The sequence below is a fragment of the Thermodesulfobacteriota bacterium genome (assembly GCA_039028315.1).
Taxonomy (GTDB): Bacteria; Desulfobacterota_D; UBA1144; order Nemesobacterales; family UBA2774; genus CR02bin9.
Window position 1 is genome coordinate 1 of sequence record JBCCIH010000003.1, and the last position, 21,305, is coordinate 21,305.

Here is a 21,305-nt window from a genome sequence, read left to right on the forward strand (position 1 = left end):
AAGTCCCGATAGAAGAACTTTCACGTATAAATAAGTGCCGCCTACAACAATTATGCTCTTACCATGAACATGGAGATCATTTATAACAGAATCTGCTTGGGTTCTAAAAATACCCGCATTAAATTCCTCTTTTGGATCTGCTATATCAATTAAGTGGTGAGGCACATGTTTTAGATCATTTTGATTGGGTTTAGCCGTGCCGATATTAAGGTGCTTATATACTTGAAGAGAATCGGCATTGATAATCTCGCCCCCTAGCCTCTTAGCTATATCAATGCCCAGTGCGCTCTTTCCTACAGCCGTAGGACCCAAAACAACAACAAGTTTGGGTTTATTGTGTTTCACTTTTTTAAACTACACTTATCTATAATCTTCGATGTTTTCATCAAGGGCCTGTTTTCTACTAAGCCTGATCTTTCCATCGTTACTTTTCTCAATGCATTTAACTAAAAGCTCATCTTTTTCTTGAAGAACGTCAGTTACTTTCTCAACTCTCTTGGGTTCTAGCTCAGAGATATGAACCAAGCCGTCTTTTCCACCAGCAAGCTCAACAATAGCTCCAAAGTCGAGTATGCGTTTCACTGTTCCTAGATAAACTTTTCCAACCTCGAGCTCTTCAACTATATTCTCAACCATCTTAATAGCTTTGTCGCAAGCTTCGCGGTCAGGTGACGCAATATTTACTTGTCCGGAATCATCGATATCGATCTGAACACCAGTTAATTCGACAATTTTCTTGATGGTTTTACCGCCAGAGCCTATTACATCTTTAATCTTGTTTTGATCTACCTGCATTGTGATGATTCTAGGAGCAAACTCAGAAATATCCTCTCTAGGTGTAGCGAGTATTTTATCCATCTCGCCCAGAATATGAAGCCTTCCATCTTTTGCCTGTGCAAGAGCATCCGTTAGAATCTCTCTTGTAACTCCCATTACTTTAATATCCATCTGAAGCGCCGTTACTCCGTTGGTTGTTCCGGCAACCTTAAAATCCATGTCACCTAGGTGGTCTTCGTCGCCAAGGATGTCAGAGAGGATTACAAAGTCCTCACCCTCTTTAATAAGTCCCATGGCAATACCGCCAACTGGGGCTTTAATTGGAACTCCAGCATCAAGCATGGAGAGCGTGCCGCCGCATACTGTAGCCATCGAGGAAGATCCGTTTGATTCCAAGACTTCAGATACTACTCTTAGTGTATATGGGAAGTTTTCTCTGGCCGGCAATACAGAAGAAAGAGCCCTTTCAGCAAGTGCTCCATGGCCAATTTCCCTTCTGCCGGGTCCTAATCTAAATGAAGTTTCTCCAACACTATACGGAGGGAAGTTATAGTGAAGCATAAATGTTTTTGTAATATCCCCATCCAGGGCATCTATTCTTTGCTCATCGTATTTCGTGCCTAGAGTCGCAGTTACTGCAGCCTGAGTCTCACCTCTGGTGAAGACTGCAGAGCCGTGAACTCTTGGTAGAAAACCAACTTCGCCGCTTATTGGCCTTACGTCAGCGTATCCTCTGCCGTCCAGTCTTATCTTATCATTGACGATTAATCCTCTGACTGATTCTTTTAAAAGCTTTTCAAAAACCTTGGATATATCTACTTCTTCATCATCAGGATATTGTTCGCTAATATACTCCTGAGTTTCAGAATGGATCTTTTTGATCGTGTCATTTCTATCAGTTTTAGATGAGATTACAATTGCTTCTTTTAATTTCCCTTCGGCAAATGAAATAACTTTATTATTAAAATCTTCATCTTCTTCAACCGGATCAAGCACTCTTTTTTCGATGTTTTCACCAGAAACAAGGTCTTCTTGAACTTTAATGAATTCCTGAATGCTTTCATGAGCAAACATAAGAGCATCAACTATGTCAGACTCTGAGATTTCATCTGATCCGCCTTCAACCATTACAATTGCCTCTTTTGTACCAGCGACAACAATGTTCATGTCGCTTTCTTCAAGCTGTGCCTTAACCGGGTTACAGATAAACTCTCCGCCAACTCTTCCAACTCTTACCGCTGCTAATGGTCCCTCAAATGGAACGTCAGACACTACTAGTGCCGCTGATGCCGCAGTTACAGAGAGTACATCCGGATCATGATCAGGATCTGCGGAGAATACCGTAACTATAATTTGTGTCTGATAGGTAAAGTCTTTAGGAATAAGAGGTCTAATCGGTCTATCAATCAGTCTGGAAGTTAGAACTTCTTTCTCGCTTGGTCTCCCTTCTCTTTTAAAGAACCCTCCAGGTATTTTGCCTGCTGCTGCAGATTTTTCCTGATAATTTACTGTAAGAGGTAAAAAGTCCTCTCCTTCTGTTTTTTCTTTTGCTGCTACGAGTGTAGCTAGTACAACGGTGTCTCCATAACTAGCAAGCACTGCGCCGCTTGTCTGTTTTGCAAGCTTTCCGGTTTCAAGCCCAAAAGTTGCGCCGAATACCTGAGCTTCAACCTTCTTAGGTTGGTTAATCAATATACTGCCTCCTTAAACTCTACTTTCTTAGTCCGAGTTTTTGTATGAGCCCTGGATACTTTTCCGGGCTGTTCTTTTTAATGTAATTGAGTAGTCGTCTTCTTCTAGCAACTAGAAGAACTAGTCCTCGTCGGGAGTGAAAATCCTTAGGTGCATTATTCATATGCTCGGTGAGATCTGCAATCCTTCTGGAGAGTATGCCCACCTGAACCTCCGGTGAACCCACATCTTTATCGTGAGTAGCAAACTCACTTATTATTTGAGCTTTGTCTTCTTTGTCTAGCGCCATTATACTGCCTCCTTATAAATGTTATTGGCAAATTGACCCAGATTCATTTAACCACGGCGTGTTTAGTTAAATACTCTGAGCAATTTAAATACTATAGTTTGGTCATCTGCATTATCAAGCTCATTAGAACTTAGATTCGCTTGAGTAATGGATACCAAAACCTTGTTCTCACAAATACTTAAATGATCTCCAGCTTCAAATTCAGGGAGGTCACTTAAATCTAGATGAGATTTCATAATTTGTTTGCCTAGTCTGATTTGACCAGCCAACTTAGAAGAAACGTTTACTTCCTTGATATGAGAGAGTACTTTTTCCAGCGAAGTTAATTCTACATTACCGCTCTTTATATCATCTATCGTTACCGCTTCATCTATCGTAAATCCATCACTGCTTATTCTTCTGAGCTCTACTAAATGCCCGCCGCATCCTAGATCATTTCCAATATCCGCCGCAAGCACTCTGATATATGTTCCGCGCGAACACTCGACATTAATCCTGACATAAGGGGGATCAAAATCCAAGAGATCTATATAGTTAATAGTTACCTGTCTTGAACTTCTTTCTACCTCTATGCCTTTTCTAGCTAACTCATAGAGCCTAACTCCGTCTTTTTTAACCGCAGAAAACATTGGCGGAGTTTGGTTTATTTTACCCTCATATTTAGAAAATGCATCAATTATTGCATTTTTTTCTAAATTTCCGGGATCACACTCTTCTAAAACTTTTCCAGTATTATCTAGAGTATCGGTTTTAATACCAAGATGAATAAGAGCCTCGTACTTTTTAAAATCATTTTTCATATACGGTATAACTTTAGTAGCCTTGTTAAAACATATAGGCAAAACACCGGTTGCGAAAGGATCAAGTGTACCTGTATGACCCGCTTTTTTAGCCTTAATTATTTTGTTTACCTCAGAAACTGCTTTTTGAGAAGTGATGCCTTTTGGCTTGTCTAAAACTATAACCCCATTCATCCTAAAGCCTCTTTAATACTAGGTATTATTTGGGATTTTACTTCTGAAATGCTGCCTTTAAGAGAACAACCTGCTGCTCGGGCGTGCCCTCCGCCGCCATAGCTCTCAGCTATTTTAGCAACATTTACCTTTCCCTTAGACCTTAAGCTCAATTTCCAGTCCGACTCCCTTTCACTTCTAAACAATATTGCAACTTCTACCCCTTTGATGCTCCTTGGAATATTAACCATGCCTTCTGTATCCTGTCTTGATGTGCCGGTTTTATCGAACATCTCTTTGTTTACATAAATTGATGCAATTGCACTGTCATCTGTTATTTCGAGCGTTGGTATAACTAATTTAAATAGTTCTAATTTTCTAAGCGGCTCGTTTTCATAAAGAGCCTGAGAGATTAGAGATGGGTCTACCCCTTTATCAACTAGATCGGCGGCTATTGTAAAAGTCTCTGAGCTTGTGTTTGAATAATTAAATGAACCTGTATCGCTGATAATTGTAGTATAGATGTTCTCAGCAATTGGTTTGTCAATTTCAATACCAACAAACTTTAAAAACCTATAAATTATTACCCCAGTAGATGAGGCCTTGCTGTCTAAAATATGAATGTCTGCCTCTGAGCCCGTGGTCTCGTGGTGATCAATAATTACTAGGTTTCTACAATTCTCAGATTTTACATATTCTTCAAATTCCCTGCCGGCCCTGTTTGCTCCAGTGCAATCAACAGCAAAAATTATATCAAAGGGTCCGTTGAGTGATTTAGTTGAAGTTACTATGTCATTAGAATATGGTAAAAATTCTAGCAGCTCCGGCACGCCGTCTTTGTTGTAGTATGATATGTCTTTGTTTAGCTTTTTGAGACCAAGACCAAGGCTCAATGTTGAGCCTAGGGCATCACCATCGGGATTTTCATGGGATGCAATAAGTATCTTATCAGATTTGTTGATTAAATCGTTTAGTTCATCAAATTCATTCATCGGCCTTAATCTCTCTAAGTACTTCATCAACCTTATAGCCAGTCTCAAGTGCAGTATCAAACATAAAATGTAGATCCGGTATTTTTCTCATCTTTAATCTTTTAGATAAAGTGGTTTTTATAAAGCCCTTGGCACTCTCGAGCCCTTTGAGCACTTCATCTTTATCAGTGGAATCATCTAGAACAGAAAAGAAAATATTTGCTACACTTAAATTATCTGATACTTTCGCGCCGGTTATAAAGGCTAAAGATACGCGAGGATCCTTAATCTCGCCCTTGACTATCATTTGCGATACTTCTTTTATAATTAAGTCTGAAATTCTTGCCGATCTCTTAAAAGTAGCTGCCAAAAAACTCTCCCCACTAAATATTTAAAATTTCTAATTCTCTAGCGCCAATCTGAACTAATCCCGTAGAATCTATAAAATCAGCTACTTGATCCAGCACTGAATTAGCATGGCGCTTCTCATTACTGACAAATGCAATTCCGATAGTCGCCTTTTGCCATAACTCGTTAGAGTCAACTTCGGCTATGGAAATATTATTGAATCTGGATTTCGCTCTATGAATCAAGCTTTTTAAGGTCTGCCTTTTTTCTTTAAGCGATCTGTTCCCGTCCATATATAAATCAATTCGGAGTATTCCTACGACCATTGATCACTTTTAAAGCTCTTGTTTAAACTCCTCATGCGTGTAAAACTCAAGAGTGTCACCAACTTTAACGTCATTGAATCTTTCTACTGTTATACCGCATTCGTAGCCTGCATTAACTTCTTTTGCATCATCTTTAAAGCGTTTTAATGAGGATAGTACACCATCAAAAATTATCACGCCTTCACGCAACACTCTTACGTTGCTGTCTCTTGTAACCTTGCCATCGTTTACAAAACATCCTGCAATTGTGCCTATTCTAGAGATATTGAAAGTTTCTCTAATTTCAGCATGACCAAGAATTTTTTCTTTAACAATTGGATCTAGTAGCCCTTCCATTGCGCCCCTGACTCTATCAATCAAATTATAAATAATAGTGTGGAGCTCAAGTGATATTCCTTCTCTTTCGGACATTTCAAGAGCCTTGACGTCAGGCCTGACATTAAATCCAACTATAATTGCGTTGGATGCACTGGCTAAAATCACATCTGTTTCATTCACACCGCCTACGCCGGTATGAACAATTTTAACTTGGCATTTTTCTGTGCTTAATTTAGTTATAGACTCTCTAACTGCCTCAACTGATCCCTGAGTGTCCGCTTTAATTATCAAGGCAAGCTCTTTGGCCTCTTCTTGTTCTAGAGTCTCAAACAAGTTCTCAAGCGATGGTTTTCTCTCTTTAGCTGCAATATTCTCTCTTTGTTTTGTCTCCCGGTGGCCTACAACATCTTTAGCGGCTTTTTCATCTTTAACAGCATAGAAACGCTCACCCGCTTCAGCCACACCGGAAAGGCCCATAATTTCAACAGGAACTGCAGGTCCTGCCTCATTTACTCTACCGCCCTTATCATCTATTAGCGCTCTAACTTTACCAAATGTAGTACCTGCAACTACCGTGTCACCAACTTTCAATGTTCCTTCGTTTACTATAACTGTTGCCACAGGTCCTCTACCTTTATCTAAAACGGCTTCAATTACAAATCCGTTAGCTCTCATATTTGTATCAGCTTTTAGCTCTAGTACATCAGCTTGAAGCAAGATTAGCTCTAAGAGCTCCTTAATTCCTGTGTTTTGTTTCGCAGATACTTCCGCAAATAGCGTATCGCCACCCCAATCCTCAGCTATTAGTCCTATTTCAGAAAGCTCTCTTTTTATTTTTTCAGGCTCAGCATCTGGCTTATCTACTTTATTAACTGCGACAATTATAGGAACCTCCGCCGCTTTAGCATGGTTTACAGCCTCAACTGTTTGAGGCATAACTCCATCATCTGCAGCTACAACGAGAATTACAACATCTGTTACTTTAGCTCCGCGCGCTCTCATAGCAGTAAATGCTTCATGTCCTGGTGTGTCTACGAACGCTACTTTTCTATCATTAACTTCAACAGAATATGCTCCTATGTGCTGAGTAATGCCGCCCGCTTCACCATCTACTACATTTGCTTTTCGTATTGTGTCTAAAAGTGTTGTTTTACCGTGATCGACATGACCCATCACAGTAACAACTGGAGGGCGTGTTGACATTTCGCTTTCAATATCCTCTTGCTGTGTTTCTAGAAGTAGATCTTCTTCTTCAAATATTTCTACAACTACGTCATAACCAAACTCTTCTGCAAGCAACAACGCTGTTTCGTTATCTATACTTTGGTTAATTGTAGCAGTAACACCTAAGGCAATAAGCTTCTTAATAAGCTCTCCAGCTTTAATACTCATGAGCTTGGCCAGTTCGCCAACATTTATTGACTCACCAATTTTTATGCTACGTTTTGCAGGCTTTGTCGGAAACTGTGCAAGATCTGATGAAGCCGCATCCCCGTTACGAGATTTGGCTGAAACGTTATCTTGTCTTGCCCGGTCTGAACCTTTAGCTCTGGGTCCAGTATTTGGAGTAGGTCTAGATCTTGATCTGCCGCCTTCAACTAAATATTCTCTTCTCTTGCCCGGCAGTTTTGCCCTAAACGCTTTCCTTAATTCTTCAAGCGTATCTTCATCAATTATCTCTTCGCGCTTAGGTTTTACTTTTTTGCCTTTTTTCTTAAATTTTTTCTCAGGCTGCTCATCATTAGTATCTTTAGGTGCTTGCGGCTGTTTTTCTGCTCCTTGTGTTTTTGATTCTTGAGTTTGAGAAGCTTCTGAACTTTCTTCTACTTTTTGTTCTTGCTCGCTAGGTCCTTGAACTTGCTGTTCTTCTGGCGTTGATGATTCATCTACACTAGGCTCTTGCGCCTGAGATGCATCCAGTTTCTCTTCGCCTGTAGGGAGCTCTTGTACTGCTTGTTCTTTAGGAGCCGACTCTTGGGTTTCAGCAACTGGAGCTTCTTGCGCAGGCTGAGCTTGGGACTCTATTTGCTCTGGCTCCGGCGCTGTTTCTTCAGTTTCTTTTAACTTTTTCTTTCTTCTAAGAACCACCCGGGCGCCTTTTCTTCTCTCAACAACTTCTGCCCCGGTCTCAGAACGAAATACCCTAACCTTTTCTTTTTCTTCGGATTTAACTTGTGTTTGTTGTGCTTCCCCGCTTTGAGGACCACCAAGTTTATCAATGATTTTCTTTGCTTCTTCAGCAGAAATAGAACTTGCATGACTCTTAACAGATATACCTAAACCTTTAGCAATATTTAAAATTTCCTTGCTAGGTTTGTTTAAGTCTTTTGAAAGTTCATATACTCTTATACTAGACATATTCATCATTTCCATAGCTGTTTAATATCAACCTTTTCCATTCACAATTGTAGAGTTTATCTAAAGAAGGGTACCAAAGTTTAATAAACTATGCAAAAGAGTGGTTATTTAGTGTTAGTTAACCTCTTGTTATTAAGCCTCAAATTTACAATGTTGTTTTATTCCTGCTCCAAAGCCGGTTCTTGCTCTGCTTCGGGCTCCTTTTGAGCCTCTTCAAGTAATTCCTCGGGGACCTCATCAGGATCTGTCATCTGGTCTAACTTATCTTTTAATGCTATCCTGGCTGCAGTTTGCAGTCTCTGCGCCTCCTCTTCGTCTCTTAAACCACCAGACTTAACTAGTGTTTCTGAGTCAGAAAAAGCTACGTCTTCTAACTTATGATATCCCTCTGCGTAGAGCAGATTTGCTGTAACTTCCTTTACATTAGGCAGTGACATTAACAAAGATACAACGTCTTGCTGCTCACGCTTCATCTGTGAATCTGTTTTTATATCAATTCGCCATTCTGTTAGCTGTGAGGCAAGCCTTACATTCTGACCGCGTCTACCAATTGCTAAAGATAGCTGGTCATCATCTACTATTATCTCCATAGATTTGTTTTCATCATCAATGATTACTTTGCTAACAGCTGCAGGTGATAGTGCATTGCATGCAAACCTGGCCGGATCTGGAGACCAAGGAACAATGTCTATTTTTTCTCCTCTTAGCTCCTGAATAACATTCTGAACCCTTGCTCCTCTCATACCTACGCATGCGCCTACAGGATCCACATCTTGGTCGTTTGATGACACTGCAATTTTTGTGCGTCCCCCAGGGTCTCTTGAGATAGCCTGAATTTCTACTATCTGCTCGCCAATTTCTGGAACTTCAGATTCAAAAAGTTTTCTTACAAAATCTTTATGTGAACGAGAGAGAATTAACTGAGGTCCTCTTTTAGTTTCTTTAATATCAACCAAAATTGCTCTGATTCTTTCTTTGGGTTTGTAGTATTCTCTTTGTACCTGCTGCTCGGGCGGAAGATAAGCTTCTGTTTTACCAAGATCAACTATTATATTTCGTCTTTCAACTCTTCTAACAATACCGCTTATTAGCTCGCCCTTTCTATTCTTAAACTCCTCATAAATAACTTTTCCCTCAGCTTCTTTTATGCTTTGGAGTATTCTCTGTTTAGCATTTTGAATAGCAATTCTAGTAAATTCAGGGTTGATTTTTACGCCAATCTGATCTCCTAGTTCGGCTTCTGGGTCAAGATTAATAGCCTCGTCTTCACTAATTTCCATTTCAGGCTCTTCAATCTGCTCTACTACCGTTTTAAACTCGAATAGCTCGACATCACCGTCATCTTCATTGAAATGCACCTCGAGCTCTTTGTCTAGATCCTGCATACGGAACAATTTTTGTGCAGCTGAAAGCACTGCTTCCTCTACAGCTGAAACAATCTCTTCTCTCTCAATGCCCTTGTCCTTGCAGACAGAATCCATTACCCGGGTTAATTCAGTTAGCGCTGACATTATATATCTCCCTCTAAAAATCTATTTCCAAGTTTGCCTTTTCTATTTTTTCATAAGGAATCGAATAATTGGCCTCTTGAGTTTCAATTGACAACACCTCGTCTACGAAATCCAAGATCTTCCCTGTAAATACATTCTTATCGCTTATTTCTTCGTTTGTTTTAAGTTTAATAGTTTTACCCTTAAATCTTATATAATCACTTGGCTTACGAAGCGGCCTAGTTAGGCCAGGTGATGATATCTCAAGTGTATAGGAGCCTGGAATAACCTCATGTACATCTAATAGCGCTCCTAGTTCTCTACTTATCTGAGCGCAGTCATCTATATTTACTCCGCCTTCTTTGTCAATAAAGATTCTAAGTACTCCTTTTCGGCTCTGGCCTTTGAATTCTATATCGAACAGTTCTAAGTTTTTCTCATATAAAATGGGTTCTAAAAGTTCTTTTATATTAGATATAATATTCTGCTCAGATACATTCATTACAAAGAACCCTTTTATATCTTGACTATTGTAAAAATGCCTAAAAAATAAAAAAAGCGGGGTAAACCCGCTTTTTGGTTAGTGAAATACTACCTTATCTTTACGCTTAGAGCAAGAAGTCATATATAGAAATAAAATTTACTAAAACACTTTTATTAAGACCTAATATACTGCAATTATTACATTCTATCGTTATTTATGCATACCAGAGTCTAATTTACCTATGATATGGCCTGAACCTTAACTTAATCTGATGAAGCTGGTTTTGCTGCTGCGGTGTTAAGACATCCTTTATCTTTAAAAACATTTCAACTTTAGTTCTAGTATATGCAGCTTTGGTGTTCTCTATGCCGTCGATCAGATTTAGTACATCTTCTTTTTTAGCATTGGGGTTTTGCAGTTCTTTTTTAAGCTGAACTTCATTTGATCTAAGCTCTTTTTGATAATTGATAAATTGTTTTTTGTAAGATTTGAATATGCTATCTATTTGATTTACTTGACCAGGGCTCATATTTAGTCGTTCAACAATTTGAGGGTTTTTCCACCACTTGTAACTTGCCCCCGAGCCAAGCATTGCGCTTGCGCTCATAGTAAAAACAATTGTTAAAACAAAAAACAACAACGATATTCTCAATTAAAGCCTCCGTTAATGTCTACATCAGTGCCTCCGTCCCAAGGACCGTAGATAGAAAGTATGTCGGCAGTCTCTTTCGCCAAGGCATTATCAAGCTCAATCAGTATTAGTTCATCTCGTTCATCAGTGCTCATAAATAGTGAGTTTCTGGTATCGGGGCTAAATGCACCGAAAGTTATTATGCTCACCAAAAAGATTGAGGCCATTGCACCCGCTAATGTCCAATTAGGCTTTAGATTTTTGATCCAATTTACAACTCCAGAGCTGGATTTAAGCTTTTCCTCATCTACTTTGCTCCAGAAATTGGACAAATAGGCTGATTCGGGCTCCATTTCGTCCAATGTGTCTAATAAACTCCATAATTCTTTAGACTCTGACGCATATTCTATGCAACTCGGGCAACACTCTAAATGCTCATTTAGATCAGATTTTGATATATCCAGACCATTTAGAGAATATTCTAAGAGCTGTTCTTTTATCTTGTTACAGTCCATATTCTCCCTCCTCAGTCAAATATGGTTTAAGCTTGTTTACTAATTTCATCCTTCCTCTATGAACATAGGCCTTAACTGCACCAACAGTGCATTCAAGCACATGGGCAGTTTCTTCGTACGATAGGCCTTCATATTTACAAAGCATAATAGCAATTTTTTCTCTTTCAGGCAAAGTTTCCATTGCGCTAAATATTACATTTCTCATTTCTTTTCTATAGATAATGTCATCTGATATTTCAACACTTATATCTTCTTGTTCTCCTGCCATTTCACTTATTTCATCTAAGCTAACATTGGTATTCTTTTTTTTTACGAACGTCAGGCTAACATTGGTTGCGATCTTATAGAGCCAGGTTGTAAATTTAGCCTCAGGTTTGTATTTATCAGCCGAGCGGTAGACTCTTAAAAATACTTCCTGTGCAAGATCTTCTGAATTTTCCTTTAAATTCGTAAATCTATATATGTAATTCAACACCCCTTTATAATGCCTTTTCATAAGCTCGCTAAATGCACTATCGTCCCCAGCTTTTGTCCTTAGCATTAGCTCTATATCGCTTTCCATATGAACGCCATAACAGCTTTATTAATTAATAACTGTAAATATCAGAAAAAGTTGCACAATTTCCCAAATTTAGTCTTAAATTCGCCCCATTATTAATATTTGAAGGAATTTAGCAATAGGTCATTATAAATCTTGTTGGATTATTTCTTTTTAAGTCTGTCTAGATACTCACCAGATCTAGTATCAACCCTAATAATGTCGCCAATATCTATAAATAGCGGTACCTGAATTGTAGCGCCGGTCTCAAGAACTGCAGGCTTGGTGCCTCCTGATACAGTATCTCCTTTAACACCTGGCTCTGTCTGAGAGATTTCAAGCTCAACCGCAGTCGGCAGCTCAACTCCCATAGGCTCATCATTATAGTATAGTATGTTTATTTCCTGCTGCTCTTTTATATAGTTAGCTGATTCTCCCAGCTGATCTTTAGTAAGCCCGTACTGTTCATAAGATTCTAAGTCCATAAAGTGAAAACCTATATCATCTTTATATAGAAACTGCATATTTTTTCTATCCATATCAGGAACTTTAAAAGCATCGCCAGATCTAAAGCTCTTTTCTTGAACAGCACCTGTCACAACATTTTTAATCTTGGTTTTCATCACAGCGCTTCTCTGGGCCATTTTTGAGTGCTTGTACTCAATAATCTCCCATATCTCTCCGTCATACTCTATCTTAAGTCCTTTATGAAATTGATTGGTTTCTACTACTCCCATGACATAATACCTCCTAAAATATCTTACAAACTTACTTGTTCATCGACCAGACCCTTTAAAAAAGATCCTCATCATCTAGGTCATTACTACTAATTGTAACACGATCTGAGTCTTGTGAAATGCGGTAGTCCTCTTTTGCCCAGGTGCCAAGATCAATCATCTTACATCTCTCTGAGCAAAAAGGCCTCCACTTATTCTCATGCCAGAGCACTTCCTTTTCACACTTTGGGCATTTTACTTTTAAAGTCATAAGCTATGTCCTCTTAAACATTCTCTCTATTTCGTAGTATGTAAGTTCTTGCGCAACCGGCCTTCCGTGCGGGCACGAGTGAGGGAATTCCATCTGATCAAGCTCGTTTAGAAGCGCTCTCATTTCCTCATGGCTTAGATTAAAACTGGCCGTTATAGAAGAATGGCATGCCATTGTGGCTATGACTAGATCTATTTTCTCACTAATGCTCTCCTCTTTACCTTCGGAGGCAATTTCTGAAACTACGTCTTTAACCAGTTCTGATGATTTGGCATTTCTAAGTAGAGCAGGAACCGAGCGTATTAAAAAACTGTTGTTGCCAAACTCTTCAATACTAAAACCTAAAGTTTCAAAGTCCGCTAGATGTTTAATAAGTAGACTTGCCTCAAACGGCGGAAGCTCCACGACCTCAGGAACTAGTAGTTCCTGGACCTGCAGCTTTTGATTCTTTAGGTAGGCATTTTTTAGTCTTTCATAGTTAATCCTCTCATGCGCAGCGTGCTGATCGACCAGTATCATTGCTCTCTCAGATGCGCATACAATGTAGAGCTCTCTAATCTGCCCCACAATCTTGAGATTGGAATAGAGGCCCTCTTTATCAAACAAACGATCTCCAGTCTGACCACTAATCGGGAACTCAGGAGTTAAATTTCGCCGGGGAGCTATATTTTCTTGAGAAACGTCTAAATTTTGCGGAGCTGACTTATTAAGGTGATGTACTTCTTCTGCTAATGCCCTATCAACATGGTAGGAAGAGTTAGGTTTATTGTAGCTGCTTGGTGAGTTGGTATTTTGCAAAAATCTATCATGTGCGTGAGTGACGCTTTCTTTATAACTCTTTATCCAAGGCGCATCTCTTAGCATGTTGTGTATTGAAGATTTAATCAGATCAGCAATAAGTCTTTGATTTCTGAATCTGACTTCATTTTTAGTTGGATGGACATTTACGTCAACCTCAGGAAAAGGCATCTCTATAAAAAGAGCGCCCTGAGGGAATTTCCTTTTCTCGAGCATCTTCCCATATGCATCTATAATAATTCTTGTTAAAAATTTATCCCTTACGGCTCTGCCATTAATATATGTAAATAATTTGTGTGTAGTAGAACGCGTATCTAGAGGACTGCTCATATAGCCAGAAACTTTTACACCCTCTGCTTGGGCTGAAACACTTTGAAGCTGAGTTCTAGGGAATATATCTGAAAGCCTATGTAATAGTTCGTCTCTTTTGGAAAGTTTCAATATTGTTTTGCCTTCACTTATCACTTCAAAACCTATTTCAGCTCTAGACATTGCCTCACGCTGAACAATGTCTAGCACATTTGACAGTTCTGTCTCTATCTTTTTCATAAATTTTAGTCTGACGGGAGTGTTAAAGAAGAGGTTTTTAACTTCTATAGTAGTTCCTGGAGGACATCCGGTTTCCTCAACTTTTTTCACCTTACCGCCCTCAATTGTTATCATGGTCCCGATCATATCCTCAGATGTTCTGGTTGTAAGCTTAAACCTGGACACGCTTGCAATACTGGGAATTGCCTCTCCCCTAAAACCCAGAGAATTTACTGAAAAAAGATCATTTATATCTTTAATTTTACTTGTGGCGTGGCGCTCAAGACATAAAAGCGCCTCGTCTCTGCTCATCCCAATTCCGTCATCTGATATTTGGATTAATTTTTTGCCGCCTGAAAGGAGCGTAATTTTTATTGAAGTACTCCGTGCATCTATTGAGTTCTCAATTAGCTCTTTTACTACAGATGATGGTCGTTCTACAATCTCACCTGCAGCTATCTTTGAAACTACGTTGTCAGATAAGATCCTTATTTTTGCCATAGATTAATAACCTTCATAATATAGTGCAACAGACTAAGTAAATAGCTGCCATATTCCTAATGCTAGAAGAAAAAGGACTGGAATTACAATACATGCAATAGAAAGTACTGTGTAGAACGAAAGAGTTTTATAAGATGCTACTCCATATACGTCGTCAGAATGTTGTTTTAAAATTCTTTTGAATTCACTCCACATTGTCTAAGTAAACCTACCCCAATTATAAATTAAATGCTAAGTGCGGCCTCTAGGATGAGACAAATCTATTACTTTATTTTCTTGGCAGCCGTAAGAGCTTCTACATATGAATCTACCGGCACAGCTGCAAGGCTCATTATCTCAATCGTACCCCTGGCACACAGATCTACTGATAGCTCACTTACAGTTTCATTATCCGGGGCCTCAATCACGCTGACAAAATCATATGGACCCAAGGTTGCGTACTGCTCAATAACCTTTACACCTGATTTCTCAATCTCAACTCCTACCTCTTTAATCCTTGCGGGTCTCTCTTTGATAGTCTTTCTGCCTTCAGTTGTGAGCTTACTAAGCAATATATAAACAGACATTATTTTGCCCCTTGGTTTTTTGATTTGCGCTTATATTATTCCAGCTTTTTAGTATTATTGGCAATAGAGCTTAAATTCTTAACTATTGCCAGTTATTTTACATAGGTACAATTTCAGCTTTAATTATGTATAATCTTATCACTATCTTGCAGCACAATGAGGAGATTAAATGTATTGCATAACCCAGCACCGCTCTAAACTAAATATATCAAAATTAAATATTCTAATCCTTGCTATAGCCTCTTTTCTATTTGTAAGCTTTGCGTTATCCAGCGCTCATGCTCAGAAACCAAACAAACCTGAGTCTGTTAAAAGAGTAATAGTGGTAAAAGATTATAAATGGGCCTCAGCCGGTATGGGTAGGCCTGCCATTATGTCGGAGATAACAATCGAAAACAGAAGTGACAATGACTACAAAGATCTAGCTGTAGAAGTAGATTTTTATACAGCAAACGACATCCCTCTAGGCTCACTTAGATCAACTATTAAAGAAATCCTGCCGGCCAGGAGTGAGATGACTTTTAATAACCTTAATTTTGGAATAATGCACTCAGAGCTCAACAACTCTGTTGCCAGAGTAGTTAAAGCAGAGCTTATTGAAAAAGGCACACCTACGCAGGCAAAGGATCTTATATTGGTAAAAAATTGGGAATGGACCGGCGGGCAATATGGTACCGAGGGAATTTTAAAAGAGATAACACTTGATAACAGAAGCGGTGAGGCTTGGAAGGATATTGAGATTAACGTTAACTTTTTAGGAACCAAAGGCGGCAAATTGGGTGTAAGAGGCTTTACCAGTAGAGCGGTAATACACGATGTGATACCGCCTAGGAGTGAGCGTACCTATTATGGCATAAATGTTGGATTTAGACACCCTGACGCAAAAGAGGTAGTCATAACCGTAAGACAAGCAAAGCCAATATCAGACAAAGAGCTTAAAATTAAGATGGCTAAAAAAGAGGGTAAAACAGCTGTTAAAAAGAAGAAGACAAAACCTACAACAGTAACAGAAGACGGAACGGTAATACCAGATCCTAACTATGATGAGAGTGGGAAAAAGCTGTCTTTATCTGAAAAGTACAAAAAGAAGCTGGCCGAAGAACAGGGAACAGCCCCTCCACCGCTTCCTGCAGAGGATGCACCAGCCGTTTCATCAGACACTGCTCCTGCTGAGGAAATTGTAGCCTCAGGCGCACCTACAGAACAGAGCGCAGAAGTAACTGAGGCTATCACTGCGCCGCAAGCTCCACCTGCTCCTGATGCTCCGCCACTGCCTGATACTCCAACATCACCAGCGGCTGACACAACCACAGCGCAAAGTGATGAAGAATACGAGTACGAATATGAAGAGGAAGTGCCTCTGCCGACTGAGGACATAGTAGTGGAAGACTTTAAATTCTCAGGTGCTGTACCTCAGACTATGGGAAGAATTACTGAGATAACCCTTCGGAACTTAAGCGAGATTCCTTATACTAAAATAGAGCTAAAAGTTGATTTCTTCTCATTTAAAGAAGAAACACCTATGTTCTCTAACAGAGCGACAATTGTAGACGTTCTTCCCGCTAAGGGAACAAAAACATTTAAAAATATTGAGGCTGGTTTTATCAATGCAATTCCGCAGGAAGTAAGAATTCAGGTACTAGACGCAATACCGTTTAGCCAGTATTAGTTAGTAGGCTATTTAAAGTAGATTTAGCTGGGTACCGCCAGGTTTTCTAAAATACTCTGTTGAGAGAGTTATTGAAGTCTTATCCATACCAGACCTTTTTTTGGCTACATCAAACATGTCCTTTACTTGCTCAGCATATATACCCTTTCCTTTCATTCTCTCATAGAATTCCTTGCTGTTTAGATCCCCATCTCTAATTGATTTTATCCTGTTGAGCACTTTCTCAGCTCTATCTGGAAAATGCCTGTGTAGCCATTTTGAAAACAAATCTGACACCCCGTATGGGAGCCTTAACATTATGTATGAAGCCGCAACCGCACCTGAGTCGGCTGAAGCTTGTATTATTTTTGGCAGCTCATGATCTGTAAGTCCAGGCACAACCGGGGCCACCATGACCATAACGGGTATGCCGGCTTTTGAAAGCTCCTCAATTGCCTTTAGTCTAAGCCTGGGCTCTGAAGTTCTTGGCTCCATCAGGTTTTTTATTTTTGGATCTAGTGTTGTAATTGACACAGCCACGAGAGCGCCGTTCCATTTCGCAAAATCACAGAGAATATCTATGTCTCTAGTTACAAGATAGTTTTTGGTAATAATTCCGATAGGATTTTTAAACTCCTCTAACACTTCAAGACAGCGCCTTGTTAATTCAAAGCGCCTTTCAGCTGGCTGGTAACAGTCTGTATTGCCGCTGATGGCTATTGTTTCGGGTATATACTTCTTAGCAGAAAGCTCCTTTCTTAGTAAAGTGGGAGCATCCTTCTTTACAAATATCTTGGTCTCAAAGTCTAGTCCTAAAGATAGCCCAAGATATTCATGTGATGGTCTCGCATAGCAATATATGCATCCATGCTCACAGCCGCGGTAGGGATTTATACCTGCATTAAATCCAACATCCGGGCTGTCATTGTAGGTAATGATAGATTTTGTAGTGTCTTTGTAAAAAACTGTCTTAGGAGACAGGCCCTGAGTTATTTCCTCTTCAGTCGGTATAAAATCAATTTGGTCAAAACGATTGCCCGGATTCTCTGCTGCTCCCCTTCCCTTATATCCATCACGCATAAAAAAAGTATATAAGATTAGATTAAAAGATCACAGGCATCTTTTTTTTTACTATAAAAAGGTTTGCGTAGAAATTTGGTGGGATTAAACAAAAGTCTCAAGCTCTTTTACAAGCTCATCTACTATTTGGTGCTCTTTAAATGATCTGACTAACTTTCCGTCCTTGTAGAGCATGCCTTTTCCTCTGCCGCCGGCAATTCCTATATCAGCTTCAGACGCTTCTCCGGGTCCGTTAACAACGCAGCCTAAAATCGCAACTTTAATAGGCCTTGGAAGCTCAATATCAGTGATTCTGTCCTCAACATCTTTTACAAGCTTCATGAGATCAATCTCAAGCCTGCCGCAACCTGGACAGGAAATAAGCTCAATACCGTTTCGCCTAAGCCCAAGTGATCTAAGAATATTAAACCCTACTTTGATCTCATCCACAGGATCGCCGGTCAACGAGACTCTGATTGTATCGCCAATTCCTTCGGCCAAAAGTGTGCCTATGCCGATTGAGGACTTGATAGTACCCATCTCATATGTTCCAGCCTCTGTCACGCCCAAGTGAAGTGGATACTCGCATCTTTCTGCCAACAAGCGGTAGGAGGCAATCATCTTTTGAACATCTGTTGATTTCACTGAGATCTTAATATCCCTAAAGTCTAAGTCCTCAAGGATTTGTACATGCTTAAATGCGCTCTCAGCCAGTGCTTCCGGCGTTGGAGAGCCGTGTTTTTTTAAAATGTCTTTATCTAAGGATCCAGAGTTTACGCCGATACGAATAGGGATACCTCTTTCTTTAACAGCGTCGACAACAGCTTTGATGCGGTATTTTGCCCCTATATTGCCGGGGTTAATTCTCATGCCGTCAACGCCTTGCTTCACTGCTTCAAGGGCAAGTTTGTAGTCAAAATGTATGTCTGATACGATTGGAATATTGGTCTGTTTTTTAATTTCGCCCAATGACATAGCAGCTTCCATATCAGGAACAGCTAGTCGCACTATATCACAGCCAGCCTTTTCAAGACTCTTAATCTGAGCCACAGTTGCAGCAACATCGCGTGTATCGGTTTTGGTCATTGACTGAACTGTAACCGGAGCTCCTCCACCAACTTTAACTCCTCCAATTTCAATCTGTCTGGAAGTTCTTCCCATTTTTTCTAGTGTAAAGATTATTTAGATTTACGCGTTAAGTGTATAACAAAAATAGATCAAATCAATCAGTTAGCATCAGTTGTTTCTTCGGCATCTTTCTTTGAGCCTTTCTTTGCTCCCCGGCCCTTACCACCAGGCTTAGACTCAACTATGTTTCCGTTTTCATCAATGTTGAGAATAGTTCTGCATTTTGGATATCCGGTGCAGCCTAGAAATTTGCCGTAGCGCCCTTTTCGCTCTGCCATGGGCTTTCCGCATTTCTCACACTTTATATCTTCTCTAATTACGGGCTCTTCTTTCTCTATAATTTTAATATTCCCATCTGGATCATATTCAAAAGCTTTTGCGTTTTTACAGTCGGGGTATTTTGAGCATGCTAAGAACTCTCCTCGTCTGCTCTGTTTTATAACCATCGGGGCGTCGCACTTATCACAAGGCAAATCTTCTCTTAACTCTGGCGCTGCTCTTTCAACGATTACGATTTTTCCTTCTTTGTCATACTCAAAAGCTTTTGCGCTTTTACAATCAGGGTATCTTGAGCAGGACAAGAACTCTCCACCCCTGCCCCATTTAATAATCATTGGAGCGTTGCAGGTATCACAAGATATATTTGTCTCAACCCCTTTCATTGAATCTTGGGCTTTGTCTAATCTATCTGAAAAACCGCTGTAGAATTTCTTTAAAAGCTCTACCCAGTTGATGCTGCCTTCCTCAACATCATCCAATTTTTCTTCCATTTCGGCAGTGAACTGAACATCCATGATCTCTGGAAAACCTTGTATAAGTAGATCATTAACAGTGCGGCCCAAAACCGTAGGAGAAAGTCTGTTTTTCTCTCTAAGAACATATTCGCGGTCCTGTATGGTGGAGATAATGCTTGCATAGGTAGATGGACGTCCAATACCTTTTTCCTCAAGCTCTTTTACCAGCGAGCTTTCGGTAAATCTAGGCGGCGGCTGAGTAAAATGCTGTTTCCCTTCAAGATTTATAAGATCAAGCGCATCGCCGGAATTTAGATCCGGGAGCTTTCTCATTTCATCTTTTTCTTTAGCTTCTTCCTCTTCTTCTTTGCCCTCAAGATACACGGCTGAAAAACCGGGGAACTTAACAATCGATCCAGTAGCTCTAAATACCGCTTTTCCTGCTTCAATCTCTACCGTGGTTTGATCATAAATCATAGCTGTCATTTGAGATGCGACAAACCTTTGCCAGATTAGTTTATAAAGCTTAAATTCATCTTCTGATAGGAATTCTTTTATTGACTCCGGTATTTTATCAACAAATGTCGGCCTTATAGCCTCGTGTGCATCCTGAGCCGATTTTTTGACTTTAAATGTGTTTGGCTTTTCAGGCAAATACTCATCGCCGTAATTTGTTTTTACATATGCCCTCACATCCTCAAGCGCATCATTTGAGACTCTAACCGAGTCTGTTCTCATATAAGTAATTAAACCAACAGGGCCCTCAGCGCCAAGGTCAATTCCCTCATATAGCTTTTGTGCTACAGACATTGTTTTCTTGGTGCCAAACCTGATCTTTCGTGAAGCTTCTTGTTGAAGCGTGCTGGTAATAAAAGGCGGTGTAGCATTTCTTTTTTTATCTTTGCGGTCTACTTTAGAAACAACGTAATTCTGATTTCTAATCGAGTCTAATATATGATTAGACTGTTCTTCATTCCCTATTTCCGCTTTATCCCCATCAAACCTAACTAAATTTGCAATGAATGATTCTTTGGTCTCATCCTGAGTTCTTTTAAGCTCAGATTCAATAGACCAATATTCTCTTGGCTTAAATGCCTCAATTTCCCTTTCTCTTTCTACGACTATTCTAAGTGCAACACTCTGCACCCTTCCAGCGCTAAGGCCTTTTTTAACTTTTCTCCAAAGTAGCGGGCTTACCTGATAGCCCACAAGTCTGTCGAGTACTCTTCTTGCCTGCTGGGCCTCGAATCTATCTTGGCTAAGGTCTGTTGGGTTTTCTATAGATTTTTGTACCGCGTTTTTAGTAATTTCATGAAATAGAACCCTGTGGGATCTATCCCATATGTTTAATTCATTAGCAATGTGCCAGGCGATCGCCTCGCCTTCTCGATCAGGGTCAGACGCTAAATAGACATTCTCTGCTTTCTTTGCTGCTTTTTTAAGCTTATCTAAATATTTGCCTTTTCCCCTTATTACTACGTACTCAGGATTAAAATCATTATCGACATCCACTCCTAGTTTGCTTGTAGGTAGATCAATAAGATGTCCTGATGAAGCTTCAACGCTAAAATCAGTACCCAAGTATTTTTTAATTGTCTTGGCTTTTGCCGGTGACTCAACAATTATTAAAGATTTAGACATTTCACACCTTATATGTATTTAATAT

The 21,305-nt window shown here is 39.7% G+C and carries 21 protein-coding genes; 1 reads left to right on the plus strand and 20 read right to left on the minus strand.

The window, feature by feature from the left end; translation table 11 throughout:
• The 17 genes from AAF462_00510 to AAF462_00590 form a co-directional block, all read right to left on the minus strand.
• On the minus strand, positions 1-345 hold a 345-nt coding region (locus tag AAF462_00510; GenBank protein MEM7007597.1), incomplete at its 3' end, for an isopentenyl transferase family protein.
• Between the two features lie 15 nt (positions 346-360).
• The gene (pnp, locus tag AAF462_00515) at positions 361-2,466 is read right to left on the minus strand and encodes a polyribonucleotide nucleotidyltransferase (protein MEM7007598.1); all 2,106 of its coding nucleotides are present in this window, start codon (positions 2,464-2,466) and stop codon (positions 361-363) included.
• 22 nt (positions 2,467-2,488) lie between these two features.
• Complete coding sequence (gene rpsO, locus AAF462_00520; protein ID MEM7007599.1) at positions 2,489-2,758, minus strand: 30S ribosomal protein S15; 270 nt, start codon at positions 2,756-2,758, stop codon at positions 2,489-2,491.
• A 62-nt stretch (positions 2,759-2,820) separates the two neighbouring features.
• Complete coding sequence (gene truB / locus AAF462_00525; protein MEM7007600.1) at positions 2,821-3,732, minus strand: tRNA pseudouridine(55) synthase TruB; 912 nt, start codon at positions 3,730-3,732, stop codon at positions 2,821-2,823.
• Positions 3,729-4,703 carry a bifunctional oligoribonuclease/PAP phosphatase NrnA gene (locus tag AAF462_00530; protein ID MEM7007601.1) on the minus strand — a complete coding sequence of 325 codons (975 nt, stop codon included), beginning with the start codon at positions 4,701-4,703 and terminating at the stop codon, positions 3,729-3,731. Before AAF462_00530 ends, truB begins: the two co-directional genes overlap by 4 nt.
• Positions 4,696-5,052: a 30S ribosome-binding factor RbfA gene (gene rbfA / locus AAF462_00535; protein MEM7007602.1), complete on the minus strand. Its 357-nt coding sequence runs from the start codon at positions 5,050-5,052 to the stop codon at positions 4,696-4,698. The genes AAF462_00530 and rbfA overlap by 8 nt, the downstream gene beginning before the upstream one ends.
• A gap of 13 nt (positions 5,053-5,065) precedes the next feature.
• Positions 5,066-5,356, minus strand: coding sequence for a DUF503 domain-containing protein (locus AAF462_00540; protein MEM7007603.1), 291 nt, complete (start codon positions 5,354-5,356; stop codon positions 5,066-5,068).
• Positions 5,357-5,365: 9 nt separating this feature from the next.
• Positions 5,366-8,032, minus strand: a complete 2,667-nt coding sequence (gene infB / locus AAF462_00545; GenBank protein MEM7007604.1) for a translation initiation factor IF-2 — start codon at positions 8,030-8,032, stop codon at positions 5,366-5,368.
• Between the two features lie 158 nt (positions 8,033-8,190).
• Positions 8,191-9,543 (minus strand): transcription termination factor NusA, encoded by a 1,353-nt coding sequence (gene nusA, locus AAF462_00550; GenBank protein ID MEM7007605.1) that lies wholly within the window; start codon positions 9,541-9,543, stop codon positions 8,191-8,193.
• Positions 9,544-9,556: 13 nt separating this feature from the next.
• A complete protein-coding gene (rimP, locus tag AAF462_00555) occupies positions 9,557-10,024 on the minus strand; it encodes a ribosome maturation factor RimP (GenBank protein ID MEM7007606.1) in 468 nt (155 codons plus the stop codon).
• A 217-nt stretch (positions 10,025-10,241) separates the two neighbouring features.
• A complete protein-coding gene (locus AAF462_00560) occupies positions 10,242-10,658 on the minus strand; it encodes a hypothetical protein (protein MEM7007607.1) in 417 nt (138 codons plus the stop codon).
• A complete protein-coding gene (locus AAF462_00565) occupies positions 10,655-11,152 on the minus strand; it encodes a hypothetical protein (protein MEM7007608.1) in 498 nt (165 codons plus the stop codon). The genes AAF462_00560 and AAF462_00565 overlap by 4 nt, the downstream gene beginning before the upstream one ends.
• Positions 11,142-11,714 carry a sigma-70 family RNA polymerase sigma factor gene (locus AAF462_00570; protein ID MEM7007609.1) on the minus strand — a complete coding sequence of 191 codons (573 nt, stop codon included), beginning with the start codon at positions 11,712-11,714 and terminating at the stop codon, positions 11,142-11,144. The genes AAF462_00565 and AAF462_00570 overlap by 11 nt, the downstream gene beginning before the upstream one ends.
• Before the next feature lie 140 nt (positions 11,715-11,854).
• Complete coding sequence (gene efp, locus AAF462_00575; GenBank protein ID MEM7007610.1) at positions 11,855-12,427, minus strand: elongation factor P; 573 nt, start codon at positions 12,425-12,427, stop codon at positions 11,855-11,857.
• A 55-nt stretch (positions 12,428-12,482) separates the two neighbouring features.
• Positions 12,483-12,677 (minus strand): DNA gyrase inhibitor YacG, encoded by a 195-nt coding sequence (locus AAF462_00580; protein MEM7007611.1) that lies wholly within the window; start codon positions 12,675-12,677, stop codon positions 12,483-12,485.
• Positions 12,678-12,680: 3 nt separating this feature from the next.
• The gene (gene mutL, locus AAF462_00585; GenBank protein ID MEM7007612.1) at positions 12,681-14,504 is read right to left on the minus strand and encodes a DNA mismatch repair endonuclease MutL; all 1,824 of its coding nucleotides are present in this window, start codon (positions 14,502-14,504) and stop codon (positions 12,681-12,683) included.
• A 263-nt stretch (positions 14,505-14,767) separates the two neighbouring features.
• On the minus strand, positions 14,768-15,070 hold the full coding sequence (locus AAF462_00590; protein ID MEM7007613.1) for a GYD domain-containing protein: 303 nt from the start codon (positions 15,068-15,070) through the stop codon (positions 14,768-14,770).
• A 169-nt stretch (positions 15,071-15,239) separates the two neighbouring features.
• On the opposite strand from AAF462_00590, the gene AAF462_00595 reads away from it, so the two are divergent.
• On the plus strand, positions 15,240-16,739 hold the full coding sequence (locus tag AAF462_00595; GenBank protein MEM7007614.1) for a hypothetical protein: 1,500 nt from the start codon (positions 15,240-15,242) through the stop codon (positions 16,737-16,739).
• Positions 16,740-16,751: 12 nt separating this feature from the next.
• Here AAF462_00595 and AAF462_00600 read toward each other — a convergent pair whose 3' ends face one another.
• The 3 genes from AAF462_00600 to topA all read right to left on the minus strand — a co-directional run bounded on the left by AAF462_00600 (position 16,752) and on the right by topA (position 21,280).
• Positions 16,752-17,798 (minus strand): PA0069 family radical SAM protein, encoded by a 1,047-nt coding sequence (locus tag AAF462_00600; protein MEM7007615.1) that lies wholly within the window; start codon positions 17,796-17,798, stop codon positions 16,752-16,754.
• Between the two features lie 84 nt (positions 17,799-17,882).
• Positions 17,883-18,938, minus strand: a complete 1,056-nt coding sequence (ispG, locus tag AAF462_00605) for a flavodoxin-dependent (E)-4-hydroxy-3-methylbut-2-enyl-diphosphate synthase (GenBank protein MEM7007616.1) — start codon at positions 18,936-18,938, stop codon at positions 17,883-17,885.
• Positions 18,939-19,003: 65 nt separating this feature from the next.
• Positions 19,004-21,280 carry a type I DNA topoisomerase gene (topA, locus tag AAF462_00610; protein ID MEM7007617.1) on the minus strand — a complete coding sequence of 759 codons (2,277 nt, stop codon included), beginning with the start codon at positions 21,278-21,280 and terminating at the stop codon, positions 19,004-19,006.
• Positions 21,281-21,305: the final 25 nt, after the last annotated feature.